General features: G+C 61.8%; 16 protein-coding genes. 7 read left to right on the plus strand and 9 right to left on the minus strand.

The window, feature by feature from the left end:
• Positions 1–209: 209 nt before the first annotated feature.
• Positions 210–398: a hypothetical protein gene (locus BB347_RS16975; RefSeq protein WP_076583364.1), complete on the plus strand. Its 189-nt coding sequence runs from the start codon at positions 210–212 to the stop codon at positions 396–398.
• Here the strand turns inward: BB347_RS16975 and BB347_RS16980 are convergent, their stop codons facing one another.
• Complete coding sequence (locus BB347_RS16980) at positions 399–1352, minus strand: transcription initiation factor IIB (RefSeq protein WP_076583365.1); 954 nt, start codon at positions 1350–1352, stop codon at positions 399–401. It abuts the gene before it with no gap.
• Between the two features lie 759 nt (positions 1353–2111).
• On the opposite strand from BB347_RS16980, the gene BB347_RS16985 reads away from it, so the two are divergent.
• On the plus strand, positions 2112–2708 hold the full coding sequence (locus tag BB347_RS16985; RefSeq protein ID WP_076583367.1) for a DUF7344 domain-containing protein: 597 nt from the start codon (positions 2112–2114) through the stop codon (positions 2706–2708).
• 290 nt (positions 2709–2998) lie between these two features.
• On the opposite strand, the gene BB347_RS16990 is transcribed toward BB347_RS16985, so the two are convergent.
• The 4 genes from BB347_RS16990 to BB347_RS17005 form a co-directional block, all read right to left on the minus strand.
• Positions 2999–4156 (minus strand): glycosyltransferase family 4 protein, encoded by a 1158-nt coding sequence (locus tag BB347_RS16990; RefSeq protein WP_076583368.1) that lies wholly within the window; start codon positions 4154–4156, stop codon positions 2999–3001.
• 390 nt (positions 4157–4546) lie between these two features.
• Positions 4547–6328 (minus strand): hypothetical protein, encoded by a 1782-nt coding sequence (locus tag BB347_RS16995; protein WP_076583370.1) that lies wholly within the window; start codon positions 6326–6328, stop codon positions 4547–4549.
• A gap of 587 nt (positions 6329–6915) precedes the next feature.
• Complete coding sequence (locus BB347_RS17000; protein ID WP_076583371.1) at positions 6916–7857, minus strand: hypothetical protein; 942 nt, start codon at positions 7855–7857, stop codon at positions 6916–6918.
• A 716-nt stretch (positions 7858–8573) separates the two neighbouring features.
• A complete protein-coding gene (locus BB347_RS17005; RefSeq protein WP_076583373.1) occupies positions 8574–10364 on the minus strand; it encodes a hypothetical protein in 1791 nt (596 codons plus the stop codon).
• A gap of 465 nt (positions 10365–10829) precedes the next feature.
• On the opposite strand from BB347_RS17005, the gene BB347_RS17010 reads away from it, so the two are divergent.
• Positions 10830–12134, plus strand: coding sequence for a hypothetical protein (locus BB347_RS17010; RefSeq protein ID WP_076583374.1), 1305 nt, complete (start codon positions 10830–10832; stop codon positions 12132–12134).
• Positions 12135–12359: 225 nt separating this feature from the next.
• Here the strand turns inward: BB347_RS17010 and BB347_RS17015 are convergent, their stop codons facing one another.
• The 3 genes from BB347_RS17015 to BB347_RS17030 all read right to left on the minus strand — a co-directional run bounded on the left by BB347_RS17015 (position 12360) and on the right by BB347_RS17030 (position 16081).
• A complete protein-coding gene (locus BB347_RS17015) occupies positions 12360–12683 on the minus strand; it encodes a hypothetical protein (RefSeq protein ID WP_076583376.1) in 324 nt (107 codons plus the stop codon).
• Between the two features lie 140 nt (positions 12684–12823).
• On the minus strand, positions 12824–14029 hold the full coding sequence (locus BB347_RS17020; protein ID WP_076583377.1) for a carboxylate--amine ligase: 1206 nt from the start codon (positions 14027–14029) through the stop codon (positions 12824–12826).
• Positions 14030–14491: 462 nt separating this feature from the next.
• Complete coding sequence (locus BB347_RS17030; protein WP_076583380.1) at positions 14492–16081, minus strand: alkaline phosphatase family protein; 1590 nt, start codon at positions 16079–16081, stop codon at positions 14492–14494.
• A 287-nt stretch (positions 16082–16368) separates the two neighbouring features.
• Between BB347_RS17030 and BB347_RS17035 the strand changes: the two genes are divergently transcribed.
• The 4 genes from BB347_RS17035 to BB347_RS17050 all read left to right on the plus strand — a co-directional run bounded on the left by BB347_RS17035 (position 16369) and on the right by BB347_RS17050 (position 20479).
• Positions 16369–17349 carry a polysaccharide deacetylase family protein gene (locus tag BB347_RS17035; RefSeq protein WP_076583382.1) on the plus strand — a complete coding sequence of 327 codons (981 nt, stop codon included), beginning with the start codon at positions 16369–16371 and terminating at the stop codon, positions 17347–17349.
• Between the two features lie 126 nt (positions 17350–17475).
• The gene (locus BB347_RS17040) at positions 17476–18579 is read left to right on the plus strand and encodes a Gfo/Idh/MocA family protein (RefSeq protein ID WP_076583383.1); all 1104 of its coding nucleotides are present in this window, start codon (positions 17476–17478) and stop codon (positions 18577–18579) included.
• Positions 18576–19514: a DUF362 domain-containing protein gene (locus tag BB347_RS17045; protein ID WP_076583385.1), complete on the plus strand. Its 939-nt coding sequence runs from the start codon at positions 18576–18578 to the stop codon at positions 19512–19514. The genes BB347_RS17040 and BB347_RS17045 overlap by 4 nt, the downstream gene beginning before the upstream one ends.
• Complete coding sequence (locus BB347_RS17050; RefSeq protein WP_076583387.1) at positions 19511–20479, plus strand: NAD-dependent epimerase/dehydratase family protein; 969 nt, start codon at positions 19511–19513, stop codon at positions 20477–20479. Before BB347_RS17045 ends, BB347_RS17050 begins: the two co-directional genes overlap by 4 nt.
• A gap of 55 nt (positions 20480–20534) precedes the next feature.
• Here BB347_RS17050 and BB347_RS17055 read toward each other — a convergent pair whose 3' ends face one another.
• A complete protein-coding gene (locus tag BB347_RS17055) occupies positions 20535–20873 on the minus strand; it encodes a hypothetical protein (RefSeq protein WP_236996012.1) in 339 nt (112 codons plus the stop codon).
• Positions 20874–20905 lie beyond the last annotated feature (32 nt).

Genomic DNA, 20905 nt, shown 5'->3' on the forward strand with positions numbered 1-20905 from the left:
GTTCTCCCGCCGTCGATAGCCGTGGGTCCACCGCCTCGAGCGGGAGTCGGCGGGAAGCGTAGCGACACCGACCGACCATCCACCGTGGACGACACCTGTCCACGGGAACCACACGAACACGGTAGCTCCTCGAGGCACTCGAAACGACCGACCTCGGCCCGTCGTCGTCACCGCCCAGCTATTTCTGATTGGCCACCGTCCACTCGGGTATGTTCCGCGCGATCCTCCCCGAGGGACAGATCGACTGCGAGCGATACGATCACACAGAAAACGGTATCGAACTCTACGACGAGAACGACGAGTTCATCGCGTTCGTTCCTTATGCAAACCTTCACGCGGTGGCTGACCAGGATCTCTACACGAGTTCGCGGGGGGACGAAGAGCGCTCGATCATGTAATCAGGTCGCGGGCTGTTGATCGATCGCGTCGAGTTGTTCGCGATAGCGGTTGCGAACGGTGACGACGGTCGTCTGTGCCGTGTCGGCGACCGCTCGCTGTGGAATCGTCTCGTCACAGAGCAAGCCGGCGGCGTAAATCGCGGCGGCGGCGAAGCCCGTCGGCGACTTGCCCGAGTGAAGGCCCTGGTCGGTCGTCTGGTCGATGATCTCGACGGCCTTCGTTTCGACCCCCTTGTCGACGTCTAGTTCGGAGCAAAAGCGCGGAACGAACTGCCTGGGGTTCGTCGGCTCGAGGTTGATATCGAGTTCGTCGGCAATGTAACGATAGGTCCGCCCAATCTCTCGTTGGTCCACCCGTGAAACGGCGGTTACTTCCTCGAGGCTCCGCGGAATATCCTCCTTACGGCAGGCCGTGTAGAGGGCGCTGGTCGCGACGCCTTCGATCGAGCGTCCGCGAATGAGATCCTGCTCGAGCGCCTGACGGTAGATGACGCTTGCCGTCTCTTTGACGGGCTTTGGAACGCCCAGCGCGCTGACCATTCGATCGATCTCCGAGAGCGCGTACTTGAGGTTTCGTTCGCCCGCGTTCTTCGTCCGGATTCGCTCTTGCCAGACGCGGAGTCGGTGGAGTTGGCCGTGCTTATCGGCGGACATCGAGTGGCCGTTCGCGTCTTTGTTCCGCCAGTCGATCGTCGTCGTGAGTCCGCGATCGTGCATCGACTGGGTGAGCGGTGCACCGACTCGAGAGAGTTCGTCGTGTTCCTGGGCGTTGAATGCTCGCCACTCCGGTCCGTAGTCGATCGGATCTTCGGTGAGGACGAGCCCACACTCTTCGCAGACACGCTCCCCGCGGTCCGGGTCGTGGACGATCGTATCCGTCTCACAGTCGGGACACAGCCCAGGTGCTGTCTTTTCTGACTCGCTCGTCGTGTGATCGATGATGGACCGCGTCATCAGTAGTGGACGAAGCGGAGCCGCCACTGTAAGGGGCTACCATGGTTTCGCGGGAAACAGTGACTTACGCCAATTGCGTGGTGGTTTCCGATTCAAAGAGAGAATGCAAAGAGAGCGACGAACGCTCTCGAGACGACGGTGTCGTGCCCGATCAACGCACCTGACTGGTTTGATTACGCCTGTCCAACCCACTACTCGTCTTCGGGCGAGTGCCGCGAAAACGGCAGTGCCCGGTTATGTGGTTCGTAAACACGCCACATGAAATGGGTGGATCGTTGTTCCGTGAATCTGTCGTAAATCAGGACTTCACGACGTAAACTCGCCTTTCGCGGGCGAACTGTCGTTTGTCTTTATGTCGTTGCCACCAAACGTTCCGAACCAGTGTCGTGTCGCACCGTTCCCCGCCGCCGTCGGTTCACGTGTCGTTCCCCCGGAAGACGTTGTACGTACGCGAGAGATACTACAACGCAATCGGCCGATACTGCGCGGCCCCTGTGGCCGCTGCGTTCGGCTCGGTTGACACCGATCGCTCCCGTCATCAGACAGGGAGCGAAGCCACTCCGTACCTGCTTTGCAGCGGGTGCGAAACGTGGTTGTCCTTAAGAGTGTCAGTATTGGTGTACAACTTGGTGTGTCAATCGTGACTGCGATTTGCCGATCAAACGGACAGCGGACCCCGTCGTTCCGGGCGTATGGTAGCTACTTCCAACTCCAACCTGTCATCGACACAGACGACACGACGTTCGGAGGTCGTTCGTGATGTCGTCGATCGACACGTCACTCCCCGACGAAATCACGTCGGTGGCTGACTCGGAGGAAGCCCAACAGCTCTCGAAAGACGTCATCTTCGAACTCCTGAAAAATCGACGTCGACGAGAGGTCCTCTCGTATCTCCTCGAGGCGGAGGAGACGGTAACGCTCGGTGAACTCGCCGAACAGATCGCGGCCTGGGAGAACGACACCGAGGTCACTGCGCTCAGTTCGGACCAACGAAAGCGGGTCTACGTCGCGCTCTATCAGACCCACCTGCCGAAGATGGACGATGCGGGAATCGTCGAGTACGATCAGGACCGCGGCCTGATCTCGCTCGCCGACAACGCCGACTTGCTAATGATGTATCTCGATACGGATACGCACCGCCAGGATCGCTGGGATCGCTGGTACGCAACGCTCAGCGTCATCGGCGCAGCCCTCCTCACCGGTGCGTTCCTCGGTGTTCCACCGTTGTCGACGGTTCCGACGATTGGGCTGGCGGCTGTCGTCGTCGTTTCGTTCCTCTTGCTTTCGGCCGCTCACCTCGTGACCAATCGACAACTGGAGCAAAACGTCGACGGCAAACTCTCGCGAATCGAGTAATCGGCCCTGGTGAGACGGGACCGACTGTGCTTTCCGAAATACGGCCGAAGGTCGGACGCTATTCGTCAGTTACCATCTCGAAACAGTCAGCACGCTGAAGCGAGAAGGACTTTTGTTCGCGCCGTTCGTAGTAGTCAATGGCTCCCGATGATGTAATCGAATACCGGAGCAGTTCGCGTGCCAGCATCTGTTCCCGTGTCGACGCGGGAGCCACTTTTCAGACGAAGCCGAGTCCAATAGCGGTAGTCGCCTCCGTCCATTCGGGATGCGCTGTCGCTTCCCGTCGCCCACTAGGTCTCTGGCTGGAGCGGTTCCCTCGACGCCGGTTCTGGTGGCTCGGAAACCTCGAGAACCTCGGCACAGAACTGTTCGAGGCGCTCGGCCTGCGAACGCCAGGCGAACGCCTGACTGTCGACGTAGGCCTGGCTGGCGAGTGACTCGCGAAGCCGTGGGGACTCGAGTACCATCCTCAGTTTGTCGGCGAGATCCTGTGGATCGCTGACGCGAGCGAGGAGTCCGTTCTCCCCGTTAGTGAGGTACGTTTTGATGCCCTCGTGATCGGTCGTGACGACCGGGAGCTCACAGGCCATCGCCTCGATGTTCGCCATTCCGAAGCTTTCGTAGTGACTCGGTAGACAGAACACGTCTGCGCCGGCGTGGTACGCCGGCAGTTCGGGGTGGGGAATCTCGCCGTGAACGACGACTGAATCTGCCAGACCCAGTTCGTCCGCCCGCGCTCGGACCCCTTCTTCGTCGCCACTGCCGACGAAGTGCAGTTCTTGGGTGCCCTCGAGTCGAGCAACGGCCTCGAGGAGGTCGTAGATGCCTTTGGTTTCGATGAGTCGCCCCACGAAGAGGATGAGTGGGTCGTCACTCGAAATGGCTGGCTCGACGCCGGGTTGGAACTCGTCGACGTCGACACCCGGATAGATGATTTCCCCGACGTCGTACTCGAGTTTCGTTTCGACCTGTGTTTTCGTATCCTCGGAGTTCACCAGCACGTGTTCCGTTTGGGAGAAGCGTTCTCGTAGCGTCCCGCCGATTCCGATTCTCGAGAGTCGGTGGAAGGTGTAGACGGTCGGGACATCGACGAGATTCGAGAGCAACAGATCGTCGAGATACTGGGAGGTAAAGAGCACGTCGAGGTGGCCGTTCATCTGGTCGATAACGTCGTTTCTCGCGGCCCAGTAGGTCATCAGCAACTTGCTGTGTTCTTGCGTTCCGAGTGGAAGGAAGGGCTCGAGTGATTGTGACCAGTGATCTTCGAACGAGGGTGTTTCGACGACGGTGACGTCTGAACGAGTAATGAGCGACGAGAACTCACCGCGTTGGGTGTAGAGATACACGTCGTTCGAACGGCTGAGTGCCACCGCCATTTGCTGGATGTATACGGCAATACCGCCAGCGTGGCGGGTTCCGGCCGCGTCGTGGTAGAACCCAATTTCCATATCGTACGTGGGGCGTATCATACAGTTTGTTATTCATTTCGTACGGTCTGTAGTGCTCATCTGAACATATTGGCCCACGTGTAGGCGTCGTTCACTAATTTCTATCAGAACGTCTGTGAATACTACGACTGTTAGTTCCGGTACGTGTTGGACGCTGTCATCGGCATCGGTGATTTCACACGGCTGAAGCGGTGGCATACACCAAATATAACCGGTACCTATCGGTTCCCGACGACTTTGCATTCGACGCGACCGTCGGCAGAAAGGAGAGTACGAGAGAGGTGTCCACGGTGTCCGAACCGTCACGTCTCGCAGTCAGTCGGTGAGCCGTTTCCGTGGCACCTCCCTCACCCATCGCGTCGGATAACGGGTGTGTACTGACAGCGATGCTTACTGTTCGCGGACGTTATACTGGATGTCGACCGTTGCGTTGCCCACGAGCGTGAAGTCCTCGATGTCACCGTCGAACCAGTACGCGTCGAGGTGGCCGTCGACGTCACCGGTCACGGATTGCGCTTCGATCACGTCGTCGTCGTCGATCGTCGCATCCTGGTAGGTGGACTCGACGACCGCACCGCTCGCCGTGAAGGTGTACTCGCTGGGATCGTCGTCTTCCGTTCCGTCGATCACCAGCGCGTGTGGGAGCAGTTTGTGGTCGCCGTAGTCGTCCGAGTCGATTACGTCGTCGTCGAGGCGGACCGTGGCGTCGCCGTCGATTATCGTCACGTCCGTCAGCGCCCCGGAGAACTCGACCGTGACCGTGTCGTCGGTGACGGAACTTTGCACCGTCGACCCGGAAACCGTCGTCGTCTCGTCGTCTTCGGCCGCTGACGACTCGAGATCGATCGAGCCGTCGACCGTCACCTCGAAACTCGTCGGTTCACCTTCTCCCTCGACCTCGAGGGTGTGTGGGTACTCCTCGCCGTAGTCGTCCGGATCGATCTCGTCGCCGTCGAGCGAGACCGTTGCCGGTCCGTCGAGGGTGAGTTGCTCGAGGTCGCCGTCGAATCGGAACGGTTCGCTCCAGTCTGCGACGACGCCGTGTACGAGCGAGCCGTCGATGTCGGCGTCCTCGCCGCTTGAGGGTTCGACATCACCGGCTACTTCGAATTCGTATCTGGTTGCGTTCGTCGTCTCGTTTCCGTCGAACACGAGTGCGTTAGGGAGTTCTTCGTCGTCGCCGTTACCGACAGCTTCGTCGTCGCCACTGCCACTCCCGCCGTGTTCATTTCCCGAAACAGCCTCCTCTGGGGACGTTGGAACGCCGTCGGGGACCGAGAGATCAGGATCCGAGCCGGCGCTGGAGGTGTCGACTGCACCGCTCGTCCCACCGGAGATGGCCCCGCCGTCGAGCGTGGCGTTGGCTCCGTCGTGGGTCAACACGGCGCTCGGGTAGCTCCCTGCTGCGAAGTGACAGTCCTCGGCGACGACGCCGCCGGGGCTGTGCACCCACAGTGGTCGGCCGGAGTCCTCAGTGTAGCCGCCCCAGCTTCCGTAGTCGGTGGAGTAGTCGGTATCGTCGTTGTACGCGACGCAGTTGTGTAGGCTGTCTTCACCGCTCGCGGCGCGGAACGTGGAGACGCCGTTGTTCTTCCCGTAGCAGTCGATCCACGTAATTGCGCCACCGTTGGCGCTGTTGGAGCAGTAGAAGCCGTTGTTCGGATAGCCTTGAACGTTCATCCGGCGGAACGTCACGTCGGCGCTCGCGTTTCGATGGTAGAAGACGGCACCGGGTCCGTGTGCGTGGTCACCACCAGTTTTGTTCGCACCGTCGCCGAGGTAGACGTTGTCGAACTCGACCTCGCCGCCGCCACCGATCGAGAAGATGAAGCCGTCTCCCTGATAGAGGCCGGAGACACCGACGTTCCGAATCGTCGCGTCGTCCCCGACGCTAACGGTGATCGCGTTTCCGTTGGAGACGTCGATCAGCTTGTTCTCGAATGTTTCGTTGTCGACGTTGATCGTCTGCCCGCTCGCTTCGATGACCTCGTAGTCATCCTCATCGGCGCTCGAGCCGGTTGCAAACATCGCGGCCGCTGCGGTCGTCGCGCCGGCCAGTTTCATATACGACCGCCGACCGAGCAGGCCAGTCGTCTGCGTTGTCTGTTCTGCCGGTCTTGTTTCGCTACCGACATCTCTATCACCGTCTGATACCGAAGGTTCGCGTGCCATGCAATCGGGTAATATGAAACTACGACCATAAACTTTCTCCTCTCATTAACTTAAAACTTACAGACTGTAACTGGTCTGTGTTAGTTTATTCAGGAAATAATGGACATTCTCTCATGGAATGTTATATATTTTGAACGTGGAAATATTATCAAACAATCTATCATTACTGGAGATAGTGCCGCGAGCGCGCATCAGAACGCGTTGTAATCCTCCCTTACGGAATCCGATGAACGGTTCATCGGCGTCCGTTCAGTTCGGTTCGCGTCGCACACCGTCTTTCGGTTCGAAAACAAGTATGTGAATGCCACGCATAACTACAGCCGCCGTGAGTACACGGCGAGGAAATAGTTCCACTCAACGCGTCTGTACGGGCCGCTGAGCTGTCAATTCCGACGAATTCAGGTCGACACTCGAGAAGGACTCGTTCGTGATCGATCCTCGCGCGCGGACATCACAAATCGCACTTCGAACTCGAGGTGCGTCCGCGAGCGCTGGCACTCGTGGAAGACGAGTCGACTCGAAAAAAGCCGCGAACGAAGTGGAGAGCAACGGGTGAGTAGTCGCGTCAGCAGGGTGTCGATGCGTCGTTAGTTGCCGCCGAGTGCCGCTTCTTCGGCGCTGGTCGGCGTTCCGTCGGGGATGAACGCTTCGGGATCGGTTCCCGTGTCGCCCTCGAGTTGGACGTTAGAGCCGTCGTGCTCGGCGATGCCGGCTTGCTCGTCGTACTGGCTGTCGATGAGAGCGACGTCGGTGCCCTGCCCGTTGGCACCGGCGTCGATCGCGCTGTTGTGGCCGTTCATCTCGATCTGGCAGTTTTCGACTTCGATCGTCCCGGGTGCCCAGGCCCAGATGCCACGGCCTTCGTAGCCCTCGTCGTCGACGAGGACGCTCGAGTTCGTAATTCGACTCCCCTCAGTCGCGAGACGGAAGTGGGAGACGTAACAGTTAGCGGCGAAACAGCTGTCGATGTGGATCGTACCGCCGCCGCCGTTTCCAGGGGCGGAGCCATAGACGGCGTTGTCCGCGAAGCCCTGAATGTTGACGTTCGTCATGTCGATGTGGCCAGCGTGTTCCGGGTTCGCCCAGAATGCCGTCTGGCCGTGGCCCGTCCCACTCTGATTTCCGTCATCGGAGCCGTCACCGAGATAGACGTTTTCGATCGTGCTCTCGCCACCGTCGTCGGAGATACCGAACGTCGCGGAACCGGCTCCGGAGACGTTCTCGCCCTCGAATCCGATGTTGCGAACCGTCCAGTCGCTACCGACGGTGGTGATCGTAATATCCTGTCCGGTGGTCATATCGATGAGTTTGTTCTCCCAGGTCTCACCGCTCTCGACGGTGATCTCCTGGTTTTCGGCTTCGATGACCTCGTAGTCGTCCTGAGCGGCGGCCGTGCCGGCCGCACCGAACGTGAATGCCGCGGTCGCGGTTGCAGCCGCCGAGCGAACGAAGCTGCGGCGGTTTAATCCGCTGTTACGGCCAGTAGTCGGTGATGTATCCGTCTCGGACGTACGGGGTTTCTGCGCCATACACTTGCGTAACCTGGCCTTATACTCATAAACTTTTCCTTGGTGATATGGATTAAATTTACAGAATGTGTTTCTAACACTGGGGATTATGACAGAATCTGTGGTAATTTAAGTAAGAACTTGTGAATCAGAGTCGGCGTAACTGAACTGTTTGTCCGACCGTTTATCCCGGTAAATCGTGTATTACGCCCTCGAGAGCCCGTTTACGGCACATTTTTCTCTCGAGCCCTCATCGATTCGCACTCGGCGTAGGCACGGGCAACGAACGATTCGAGACGGACAATTGATGATTAGTACCGGGTCATCTCGTGACGGTGGCACGAAGAAGCGATGGGGCCACCGACAGAATTGCTCCGTCTCGGCGACTCGATCGAGCGGGGACGCCTCTCGAGGAAGTATCTCTGTTTCATTCGCACGTACGAGTTCGAGGAACGTGCCGACGAGGGGACGGTGACCACGGGAAACTCGAGTCACCGCTGCTCGTTTACGTACTCGAGTCACCACTGCTCGTTTACGTACTCGAGTCACTGCCTCACGTTGCGAGAACGGTATCCCCTGCTGGGTGTTACCCGCCCCGCTAATCACTCGCGCGTACACTACGCGACCGCTCGCGAATGCTGTTTACGATCGCTCACTACGCGATGCCGGCCACTACCCCAGATCGCGCGAACGCCGCCTCGCTCTCGGGGCTCGAACCGCAGCACTCCGCTCGACCCTTATTGTTCTCCGGAGACGTCGTACATCCGGAACTCGTCGTTCGAGATGACCTTGTCCGCGTCGTCGTCGTACTCGATGGCCTCGAGTGCGGCCTCGCTGTGGTGGAGTTCCTGGTAGACGTCGAGTTCGCGGGTGGTGTCGTACTCCGTGACGACGAAGTTGTACCCCACCCCGTTGTACGCGCCGCTATAGTTCCCCGATTCGAACTCGTCTGGCTCGACCGAGCCGCTGGCGGTCGTCGCCGCGCCGAGGTTCTCCTCACCTTCGACACCGTTGATCGCGTGGTCGTAGCGGTACGGGTCGGTCCCGTAGCCGACGAGTGGGGTGTCTTCCTCACCGTACTCGAGGGCGGATTCGTAGCCGCTGAATTGGTGGTCGGTGACGTGCTGGCTGGGACTGTAGATGATCGGCGAGGCGTACACCGTCATCAATCCGAGGATGAGACAGGCCCCGAGGAGGAGGGCTGCGACGGCCGTTCCAGCCGGAAGCGTGATCACGTTCGAGAGCGCGCCGATCGCGCGGGCGAGTGCGACGCCGGCGAGGATGGTGAGAATTACGGCGATGAAGCCGATCTGGCGGAACGCCATCGTCGGGGTTCCGACGAAGTACAGGACGAACATGCCCGTCAGCGGGATCAACGCGATCGAGAGGTAGTTGACGAACGACTTCGTCTCCGAGTCGACCGTGGAGCGACCGAGCCAGACGAGCAAAATAAAGAGCCCGACGATCAGCGAGACGACCGCGAGATCGAGAAACATCGTGACGAACAACTCGCCGAGGCTACCCCCGACTTCCTCGAGGGAGGACTCGCGCTGGTCGACTTCGGCGCCGCCGCCGACGTCTTCCTCGAAGATGCCGGCGATGAGTCCTTCGGCGGCGTTTCTGAACCGTTCGTTGCTCACCGCCCAGACGGAGAAGATGATTCCGAGTACGGCCGTGTGCGCGTAGGTGGTCGGGTGATCGAGCATCGGGTGGTCGTCGTAGCGCGTTCGCGCGAGATACTGGGCGACGCTGATCGCGCCCAGGAGGACGACGACGTTGACCATCTGCTGTGGGTGGACCAACAGGAGCGCGATCCCCGTGAGGTAGATGAGCAGGCTAAACGGCGACAGACCGAACGGCAGTCGTTCGATCGTCGCCCGGCGATTGAGGTAGGCGACGAACGCGAAGACGACGACGGGCACCAGAAAGAGCGCGTTCGAGTTGGTGTGGATCCCCATGTGCGTCGCGATGTTGTTGATCGGCAACACCATCCAGGAGACGATGGCGGCGATTCCGATCGCCATCCCGTCACCGGCGATTTCGCGAACGACGAGCGGGATGAACACCAAGAACGGAACGAAGACGATGGCGACGGTGAGCATCAACCCCCGTTCGATCGGAATGCCGCCCACGTGATAGAGCACCGACGCGATGGCGTGAAAGCCCGGATAGAACAACTCGTGGGCTCCCATTTCGCCGTTGACGATGTCTCGAGTCCAGCCGAGGTGACTCAGCGCATCGCCCATCCCGGAGAAGCGATAGTTTCTGATCGACGGCAGGCTGACGATGGCCGTTACCGTCGTCGCGCCGAGTGCGATCCCGTATCCCTGTTCGCGCCCGCGACAGGTCAGTGCGGTACTGACGGCGATGGCTAAGGCGAGGGCGAATCCGACCCAGACGACCGCCGGCGTTGCCATGTAGACCGATGATTCGTACGTCGTTGCGGGGTTCGCTCTCGCGACGAGAATCCCCATCGCAACCGCGAGAAATCCAACAGCAAACGTGACGTTGAGTGTCGACCGTTTCATGCTTTCTCAGAATGGGCGCTGTCCGGTCCAGTAGCGATACGCATGTGTTGGCCGGAGGGTCACCGATAGCGACGTTTGTTATAGGGCTCCTATCCGGAACGATTTCGGAGAACGACGGGATTGTGCGCGTCCCGACTGTGGAAGGTCGACTATCGACGATACCGGAAGCCGATTCGCGCTCGTTCGTCGACTGGGCCGTCCCGATACCACTCGAGTCGGTGTCTCTGGGCCGCCGGACACAGCGTACACAGTGTTCTCGGCGGCTGGTGACGGGCTAATTCGCTCGGCTCGTGGCTTCGACGGCGACAGTATGGTCGGACTACTACCTCTCACGTATCGATATGGATTGCATTCTCCATTTCAGAACGATCAACGATTCTGATGATTTTTGTAGCCGGTCGTGATCGCTCGAGGCGAGCGCGGACAGTGTCTATCCGTCACTGTGACGCCAGTTGAGTGCAACCTATGTCAAAGATTATCATCGACTATGTCGACGCCGACGAGACGACCCTCGAGTGTGACGTTACCACGTCACGAGACCTCGAGCGGTTCTTCTCGACGGAATCGTTTCGAACCGAGTACGACGTTTCGATCGAGGACGTGCCCGAGGGCATCCTCGTCATTCCGGTCCTCGCACAGGTCTGTCCCGTCGCGTGGGCGAATGGTGCCGACGTCTACGTCGACGAGGTCGACGAAACGTTCGCCTCGGCCCTCTCGGCGGTCCAGGAGTCGCTGTGCTCGATGCACGACTTTCTCGAGGGCGGAACGCTCTACGCGAAAGAGACCGTAGACGTCCAACCTGATGCGAGCGGGGAGAGCGGCCTGCTCTTTACCGGCGGCGTCGACTCGACGTGTTCGTACGTCCGCCACCGCGAGGAGGAACCGACGTTGATCAGCATTCGGGGATGGACGATCACGCCCGACTCGGCCGACGACGAGAAGTGGGATCACCTCCGCTCGCGGACCACCTCGTTCGCCCAGGAGCACGGCCTCGAGACGTCGTTCGTCGAGTCGAACATGCTCTCGTTTCTCGCCCACCCGATGTTGCTGGCTCACTACAAACGCCACGTCGACGGCGCGTGGTACAGCTCCGTCGGCCACGGCCTCGGCCTGCTCGGCCTCTGTGCACCGATGGCCTACGCGCGCGGAATGGACGACCTCTACGTCGCAGCGACCCACTGGGAGGGAATCGACCTCGAGTGGGGCTCCCGGCCGGATATCGACGACCACGTCCGTTGGGCCGGCACCCAGTGTCACCACGACTCCTACGACCTCACCAGACAGGAGCGACTCGACGCCATCGCGGAGTACGTCGACGACGAGGCACCCTCCCTCCAGTTGCAGACCTGTAACGTCCGCATGGACGGCAACTGCGGCGAGTGCGAGAAGTGCTACCGGACGGCCGTCGGCCTTCGCCTCTCGGGACTCGAGCCGACCGACCACGGTTACGACTTCGAGCACGACGATTACCGCGAGATTCGAACCGCACTGGAGGAGGGTCGGTGGGTGCTCGGCCAGGACGAACGCTACATGTGGGAGGACATTCGCGAGCGAACGCTCGAGGCGGACCCGTCGTCAGTCGCAGAGGCGGCCTTCTTCGCGTGGCTCGAGGAAGCCGACCTCGACGCGCTCGTCGCCGATGCGGAGCCGCCGCTGTCTCACCGATTGCTCCGCGCGGGCGCGAGAAATACTCCCGCTCGCGTCTACAACACCGTCTATCCGGCCTGGAAGAGTGCGAAAGGGAGTTTTCGGCGGGAACAGGCGAAATAACGGGAGGTGGCGATTCGGCGCAGGAGGTGACGATTCGACGCCAACTGGCAACGAGTGAGGAGGTGACGATGGGGGCTCAGACGGGCTGTTGTAATTTTCCACGGTGATCGCTCACCGGGGTAGCGATCACCGGTAACACGGTACACCGACCCGTACCACGTGGGTAGTGCTGTGGCTGTGCAGTGGGCAAATCCTGAATCGATAACGGCTATTCGGCGTGGCGGGTTATCTCTTGGCTGCGCCGTAGTCGACGTGAACGGTCGGGACGCTCGCGGACTCCGGTGCCGGGACGCCGTTCCAGTCGACGAGGTGAATGTTCGTCACCTGTCCGTCGAATCGAAACCGCTGAACGCCGACGTCAATCGTCCCCTCCGCTACGCTGCCGGAGACGACCGGAAGGTTCTCGTCCGATTGCTCGTCGTCCACCTCGAGTTCACCGTCGACGGTGAGTTCGAAACTCGAGGGAACGCCGCGTCCGACGATCGTGACGCAATTCGGGAGCGATTGTGTGTCTGTACCTGCGGTCTGTTCAGGAGGGTCACGTGCCATACGCTGGTAACCCGAGTATTCCGCTATAAGCTTTCTTGTCGATCCAATGGTAGCAATTTGAGACATACGTCTCTGTGATTACTGTTGTGCGTGCTCACACTGTTGAGAAGACACGGTTGGTCGTCACCAGACGGTGTCAGTTAGGAGCGTATCGCCGAAATCGTGTTTAGGGCGTCCCGAACGAACGGACGCGGGTCGTCTCGAGTGAGGTAATCGAATCGCGGCTGCGTGAGCAACGATCGCGCAACGTCGACGACGGCGCTCGAGAGCCCGGGCTTTTCGACCAGTCCGATGTCGTCGGTGAGAATCGAGTAGAGGTACAGGGCCTCTCCGCGGAGGAGGTGGCCACCAATGTCGCTCTCGTAGGCGTCGTCGATCTCGTCCGTTCGTCCGGCGGCTTGCAGCCAGTAGTAGTACGGAAAGTCTGCGCCCGCGCGGACCGTGAAGGGAAGCGACGACCAGAACCGCGGGTTGACTTCCATCAGTTTGAACTGGCCGGTTTTTTCGTCGCGCAGAAACTCGACCATCGCCAGGCCGTGCCACTCGAGTTCGTCGAGCAACGCGAGGCCGGCGGCTTTCAGGGCCGGAATGTCGACCGATTCGCGAAACGAACTGGGCCCGCCGGCGTAGCTGTAGCCCCGTCGCTGTCGGTGCTGGAACGTCGCGACCGCCTCCCCCTCGTCGTAGAGGGCGAAGAAGCCGTACTCCTCGGTCGTCGAGACGTACTCCTGGACTAACGGCACGTGGTGCATCTCGAGTTGGGCGGACTCGGCGCTCGTCGCGTGCGTCGACTCGAGGTACGTCGTCGACGGCGGGGCGACGCACGTCTCGGGGGTGTACTCCTCGAGGTACTCGTCGCCGAGAATCGTGTACCGTGGCTTCATGATCCACTGGCGGTCGCCGTCGGGAGGTGCCGTGAACAGGGTCGTCTCGGGCGCGTCGACGCCCGCCGTCTCGGCGGCCGAAAAGAGTCGAATGCGATCTTGCGTTCGCGAAAGCGTCCCGAAATCCGGCCAGGGAGTGGCGACGAACTCGGCAAACTCCTCACGGTACTTCGAGAGCACGTAGATATCCGGCTCCCGAACCGGAACGATCGTTCGGACGTCCGGCCGCTCGGCGAGCGCACGGAGCGCGTCCTTGTACGCGACGAGGTCGTCGTGTGGCGAGGGCACGCGAATCGCTTCCGCACAGTACTTCGAGTGAAACGCGGGGGTCGTCTCGTCGCTCGAGACGACGATGGGTCGGATGCCGCGACGACCAAACGATCGGACGCAAGCGACGCTACTGGGTGCGGCGACGCCGGGAATAACGACGGACGCTCGTCCACCCCGGGCGGCAGTATCCATACCTCTCGTTCTCGTATCGGGTAGAAATGTTATGACGTGTCTACAGTGAGCGCCGTCGACGTGCAACGATCCCGCTCGGCTCGCGAGTGCTCCGTTCGATTCCGTCCCAGTCCGGCCCGTCAGTCGACGCCCGTTCGAACGTGGCACTCGAGTTCGCGTCTCCTGATCGTCTCGGAAGTCACCACTACCGACGGAAACGAGGCTGTTGGCGTGATCAGCGCGCCGATCTGGCGAAGACTCGAGTATCGTTTCGGTGTGACAATTTGTTACTATCTCGACTAGGCGCTGGTTGATTGGTCACTGCTAGGTTAGTCGGCCACTGTCGGAACGACGTCCGTCGCGAGGTAGCCGCCGAGAACGAGCGGGATGGAAGTGATGCATCGACGACGTCGACTGCGTGGAGAGACTGTCGTGGGTTCCGCTGTGCGTGCGTCCGTGGCGGAGCAGAGCGAGCGCGGGTACCTATTCCATGTAACCGAGCCCCTTCAGACGATCCTCGACGTCCGTGAAGTCGTCCTCGACGCTTCCGTCGGTGTCAGATTGCGAGACGCCCGTCCGTTCGACTTTCGTCGACGCGGGCTCAGTTTCCGTGTCGAAGGCGTCGAAGAGGACGCGGCCGTCGGCGTTTTTCGGGACGGGTTCGCCGATGCCGTGTAAGAGCGTCGGGGCGATGTCGACGACTCGGGCCCCGCGCAGCGTCGCTCCGGCCTCGATCGACGGGCCGCGACAGAGGACGATTCCCTCTTTCCGATGGCTCGCCGCGTACGTGCCGGTCGGGCCCGTCGCTTCGTCGGTGATCGCGTTGCGGGCCTCGTAGACGTCGTGGCCGTTGACGATGAGGTCCGGCGAACCGTCGTCGGTCGGGAACAACTCGTCGCCGTCGAGGACGTTGAGCATCGGCTCTCCCTCGTCGTTCGTGACCGACTCGAAGAGATCGGTAAGTTCCGCTTTGAGCGCCGGTACCTGCCGTGGCTCGACGACGCCGCTATCGAATCGTTCGGTGTCGTTGATGTACAGACAGCCGGCGCCGTGGACGAACGCGGCCGTTCGCTCGTAATCGACGTCGTAGAGGGCGTGATCCCCCGGAATCTGCTCGGCGACAGAATCGACGAGCGAACGCGGCAGCGTCGAGACGATCAACTCCTCGGAGATCCCGACACGCTCGAGGGCGTCCGTAATCCGGTCTCGGGAGATACCGAGGCTCGCGAGCGCGCCGCGCGTGCCGTCGTCTTCCTCCCTGAAGAGGTAGCCTTCCTCCTCGAGGATGTGATTGACGTAGACGAGTTCCTCGATCGGCCCGAAGCCGTGGTCGGAGGTGACGTAGAGGTCGGCGTCGTGTTCCTCGGTGTAGTCCATCACTTCGCCGAGGATCTCGTCGAGTTTCTTGTAGTGGGCGAGCAGCCGGTCCATGTCCCAGATGAGGTGCTGGAATCGATCGGGTGCGGTGAAGACGAAGAAAAACAGCCGCCAGTCGTCGCCGGCTTCGTCCATCTGGAGGTTCATCACCGTCTTTCGGTTCTCGAGCATGTCGTTGACGGCGACCTCGAATTCCTCGAGGCGATCGGCGTACTCCGGATAGTCGAGGCTGATCGTGTAGTCGGGGATCTGCGACTCGATGTCGGCTTTCAGTTCCGGCGGATGGGTGTACTCCTTGTCGGTCGACGGCGTCATCATGCCGGTGACCATCGAGCCGTCGATCTCCTGGGGCGGGTACGTCATCGGGACGTTGCCGACGTGGGCTGGCGAGAGGAGATCCCAGAGCGCCGGCTGTTGCATGTCGTAGCTTGTGTACATCTCGTGGGAGTACCCCGACGAGAGATTCTGAAAGCCGTAGAGACCGTGTTTGTCCGGCCAGACGCCGGTCGCGATGGAGGGCCACGCGAGCGGCGTCGTCGCCGGTTGCGTGCTCTCGAGAGTGCCCGAGGCACCGTCCTCGCGCATCCGAGCGAAGTTGGGGAGTTCCCCCTCTTCGCTCCATTGTTCGATGAGTCTCCACGGAACGCCGTCGAATCCGAGCACGAATGCGCGCTCGGCTGGGGAAGACCTGCTCATGATTGGTATTTGAGACGTCGGGGACGTCTGCTGTCTCGGTGGTACCGGGATGGCGGCTTTGTTATGGGGAGATTTCACGGCTGTTCGGGATGGTAACCCGCCAATCTGATTGTGCTAGTGAGGAATGTCGTGGGTTCTCATCACACGATTTGTGCCGATCGTATCATGTCACTATAGATGCGGCCACTGGCTGTCTCCGCCGACAGGCAATCCATAACAAAACGATGTCTCCCGCAGGTACTGAGGTATGGCATGGAATTATTGGGTAGTCGCTGGTGGTGGCCTGCGTGGGTAGCGTCGTCCTCTCTCTCGATGCCGAACTCGGCTGGGGCTTTCACGACCTCGAGGATCCGCCGACGGACCGCGTGGAAGCCGGTCGCCGTGGCTGGAGCGTCATGTGCGATCTGCTCGAGGAGTTCGACGTGGAAGCGACCTGGGCCGTCGTCGGCCACCTCATGCTCGAGTCCTGTGACGGAACGCACGCCGACCACCCGGCACCTCCCGGCTGGTTCGAGCGCGAACGCAACAGCTGGGCGGATCGCGAGGACCTCCGATTCGGCCCCGACCTCGTTAGACGCGTCCTCGAGTCGGATGTCGATCACGAGTTCGCCAGCCACTCCTTCTCGCACGTTCTCTTCGGCGACTCCGCGACGGATCACGACCTCGCCACGGCCGAACTCGAGCGAGCGACCGAGATTGCCGCCGAGTGGGGCCAGACCGTCGATTCGTTCATCTATCCCCGAAACGACGTCGGGCACCGGGACGTACTCGCAGAGCACGGCGTGAGCGCCTACCGCGGCAAATCCCCGACGAGAGACGGCGTTCGAGGCCTCTTCGATTCGACGCTACGAGACCAGTCGATGCTCGTCGAGCCCGAAATCGACGAGTTCGGGCTGGTCAACGTTCCGGCCTCGCTGTTCCTCTTCGGGTTCGAGGGCCCCGCACGGACCGTCGCTGAGTCCGTCTGGGCGGATCCGATGCTCGAGTTAGCCCGTCGCGGGATCGACGAGGCGGTCCAGACCGATGGCGTGTTCCACATGTGGCTTCATCCGAACAATCTGACGTCGAAACGAGACGACCAGCGGATGCGTGCGATCCTCGCCCACCTCGCTCGTCGTCGCGAGGAGACGGACCTCACGGTCGAAACGATGGCTGACGTCGCGAACCGACTGCATCGATCACACGGCCTCGACGGCCTCGACAGCGTGTCGACACACGTCGACGGGCAGGCGACTGCGGGTGGGGCGAGTAGCGCCGGCGGGAACTGATCGTTGACCTCCCTCTTAGAGCGTTTTCGATGCTGCATCCGAGACGACCGAATGCCCCCGCTACGATTCGAGTGAGACAGGTAGGGCGGCGATAACAAAGCCCGCTGGCAGTCGGGTTGCGAGCAGATGCCTGCAACACTTCTTGGCCGGTGGTCCGACTCGGGTGCCCTTTCGCTCGGCATCCTCGGCGTCGGAAACATCGGCATGGTACACCTGAAATCGGCCAGCGCGATGCCGGGGGTCACTCCCGTCGCGGCCGCCGACGCGGTGCCGTCGAATCGCGACCGAGCCGAGTCTGCCGGTGTAGCCCGAACGTACGACGACTACACGACGCTCCTCGAGCACGAAGACCTCGACGCGGTGGTCGTCGCGTTGCCGCCGTTTCTTCACGCGGACGCGGTCGAACGCGCCGCCGAGGCCGGCGTCGACGTCTTCGTCGAAAAACCCCTCGCGCGAACGGCCGAGGAGGCCGAGGAGATGATCGAAACCGCTCGCGAAGCCGATATCGCCCTCGGCGTCGATCACACGCTTCGCTACCAGCCCGACATGGTCGGCGTCAAAGACGAGTTCGACGAGGGGCGGGTCGGACACGTCCCCTACGCCTCGATCACGCGGCTCAACGACGGGCCGCTCGGTCGGCCGCCCGCCTCCGAAGCGCCGCCAGCGTGGCCCCTCGATCCGGAGGCCGTCGGCGGCGGCTCCTTGCTCGAGTTAGGCGTCCACTGTCTGGACGTCCTCGAGTGGCTCTTCGGCGACCTCGAGGTTCAGAGCGCCTCGATGGGGCAGACGCTCGACGTGCCCGTCGAGGACGCCGCGACGGTCCTCTTGCGCGCGCGGGAGACGGAGACGACGATCACGCTCCACTGTGGCTCCTACCAGTGGGAGCAACTCCCCGAGGTCAACACGCGACTGCGCCTCGAGGGGATCACGGGCACGATCACGAATCAGGATCACCTGCCGGCGAACTTCTACGCCGACGCCGCCCACTCCGCACTGACGAACGCGACGAGTCGACTGCGCCGAAGCGATCCCGACGTGTTCGGGCCGACGTTCTACTTGCAGGCCCACTACGACGCGCTCGAGGACTTCTGTGATGCCATCCGAAACGACGAGGCCCCGCCCGTTGGCGGCGACGTCGGCTTGCGAACGCTCGAGTTGGCCGAACAGGCCTACGAACTCGCAGCGGGCGAAGACGATGCCGCCCTCGAAATTCCGGAGGTGGTCTCGTGAGCGTCTGTCTCGCCGGCGTCGACGCGTCGGAGCGACGCGGCGGCTGGGACCCCGACGCCGACGGTCGACGGGCGGGACTCGAGTCGCCGATTCGGACCGTACTCGAGTCCCACACGAGTTCGCTCACCGCTGCCGATCGACTCACGCTCGTTCCGGATACCCACTATCCGTTCCATCCCTCCTCTGGGATGGTCACCGACCCCGCCGTCGTCGCCGCCCTCGTCGACCACCTCGAGGGGCGAACGAGTGCCGATATCGCCGTCGCGGGAATCAGCGACGATCGAATCGGCTTCGATCGAACGGCTGACTACCTCGGCTATCCGACCATCCTCGAGTCCACCGACGCGACACTCGTCGACCTGGCGGACGAATCCCGTCGAAATCGCGTCGTTTCCATCGACGGGGAGCGGGTATCGCTCACCGTCCCCGAACGACTTCTCGAGAGCACCGTCGTCGTCGTGCCGACGCTCCGACCGACCGAGGACGGCCCGGTGGCGGGCGGGATGCGCACGCTCGAGCGATTCGTCTCGAGCGTCGACGACTCCGAACTGACCGCGCTCGCGGCGACGCGGGCCGCCGAACCCGTGCTCACCGTTCTCGACGCGACGACCGCCTACGGCGGCGACCCGGTCGCTGCTGACACCCTGCTGGCCGGACCGACGCCGCAAGTCGACGCGCTCGCCTCGTCGCTGCTCGAGCGTTCGATCGCCGACGATTCGGCCCTCGAGAACGCCTTCGGCGTGTCGGTGCCCTCGATCACCGTCGAGACGCCGAACGACGGGGTCAGCGTCGACGTTGACTCGCTTCGCCGCCGACTGCCGAAAGGCGAGTTGCCGCCGCCGGACGAGATGCACCCCGCCGTGACGGCCGCCTACAGACTCTACGCGACGGTTTCCGGCGACGCCGTCCCGCCACAACTCGAGCAAGGACCATGACCGGGTCGACTACCGCCGCCGTCACCGGCGCGACGGGATTCCTCGGGTCTGCCCTTTGTGAACGCCTGCTCGCGGACGGCTGGGACGTTCGCGGACTGAGCCGTCCTACGTCGGATCGCGGCGACCTCGAGGGCGTGGAGTGGTACGTCGGGGACCTCTTCGACGATGAGACGCTCGCGGACCTCGTCGACGGCGTCGATACCGTCTTCCACCTCGCCGGGATCGGCCTCTGGAGCGCCGGTCCCGAAACTGTCCACCGGGTCAACGCCGACGGCACGGCGCGCGTGCTCGAGGCCTGCCGGCAGGGCGACGTCGGCCGACTCGTCTTCACCAGTACCTCCGGGACGCGTCGTCCACCGGACGGGGCGGAGGTTGCGGACGAGACCGACGTCGCCGAACCGATCGGTGCGTACCAGGCCTCCAAGGCCGAAGCAGAGCGCATGGTCGACGAGTACGCCGCTACCGGTGGTGACGCCGTCACCGTTCACCCAACGTCGATTTTCGGCCCCGGCGACGAGGAGTTCACCGCCCAGTTGCTCGCGATGGGTCTCGAGCCGACTATGCCGGCGTACCTGCCCGGCGGGCTGAGCATCGTCGGCGTCTCCGACGTCGTCGATGGGCTACTGTTGGCCGGCGAGCGGGGGACGAACGGCGAGCACTACGTCCTCGGCGGGGAGAATCTGACTTACAATCAGGCCGTCAGGCGAATCGCACACGCCGCAGACGGCTCGCCGGCCCGAATTCAGGTGCCGTCGCTGGCGATTCAGGCCGCCGGCCCGGTCGCCGAAGCCGCCAGCGCCGTCGCCGGCGTTCGGATGTTTCCCTTCGACCGACAGATGGCGTCCCTCGCCACGCAGCGACTCTTTTACACCTCGAGAAAGGCCGAGCGGGAACTCGGCTACGAGTATCGCCCGCTCGAGGATCACCTCCCTGAGACGATGACCTGGTACCGCGAGGAGGTCTGACCTCCACAGTCCACAACTGATGGCAGCACAATCGTGCTGACCGTCGAAACGGGTTCTATGGTGGATCGTCGAACTCGTTGAGCCTCGCGGGATCGTCGGCTCGAAGCGCGTCCCACCAACAGCTGATGACTGCCAGTGTGACCAGTTCCGGTTCCTCGTGCGTAATACACGACTCGAGGTGAGACGACGGATTCCCCGGAGGATGGAAGTGTTTTGCTGGGTACGTCGTTTCTGGACGGAGTTCCCACCCGAAGCGAAACTCGAGATCGGACTCGCTGTAGTGATACTTGTAGCCGTGGTTGGTCCACCATTGGACGTCGAATTGACCCATCGATGCTTCGAATCCGATATCGAGGGACACCCGTAACTCGACGGGATCGATCGAGTTTGGCACGTATTCAGTCTCCGCTACCAGCCCGTTCAGCC

Origin of the sequence: Natronorubrum daqingense (assembly GCF_001971705.1) — an archaeon.
GTDB lineage: Archaea > Halobacteriota > Halobacteria > Halobacteriales > Natrialbaceae > Natronorubrum > Natronorubrum daqingense.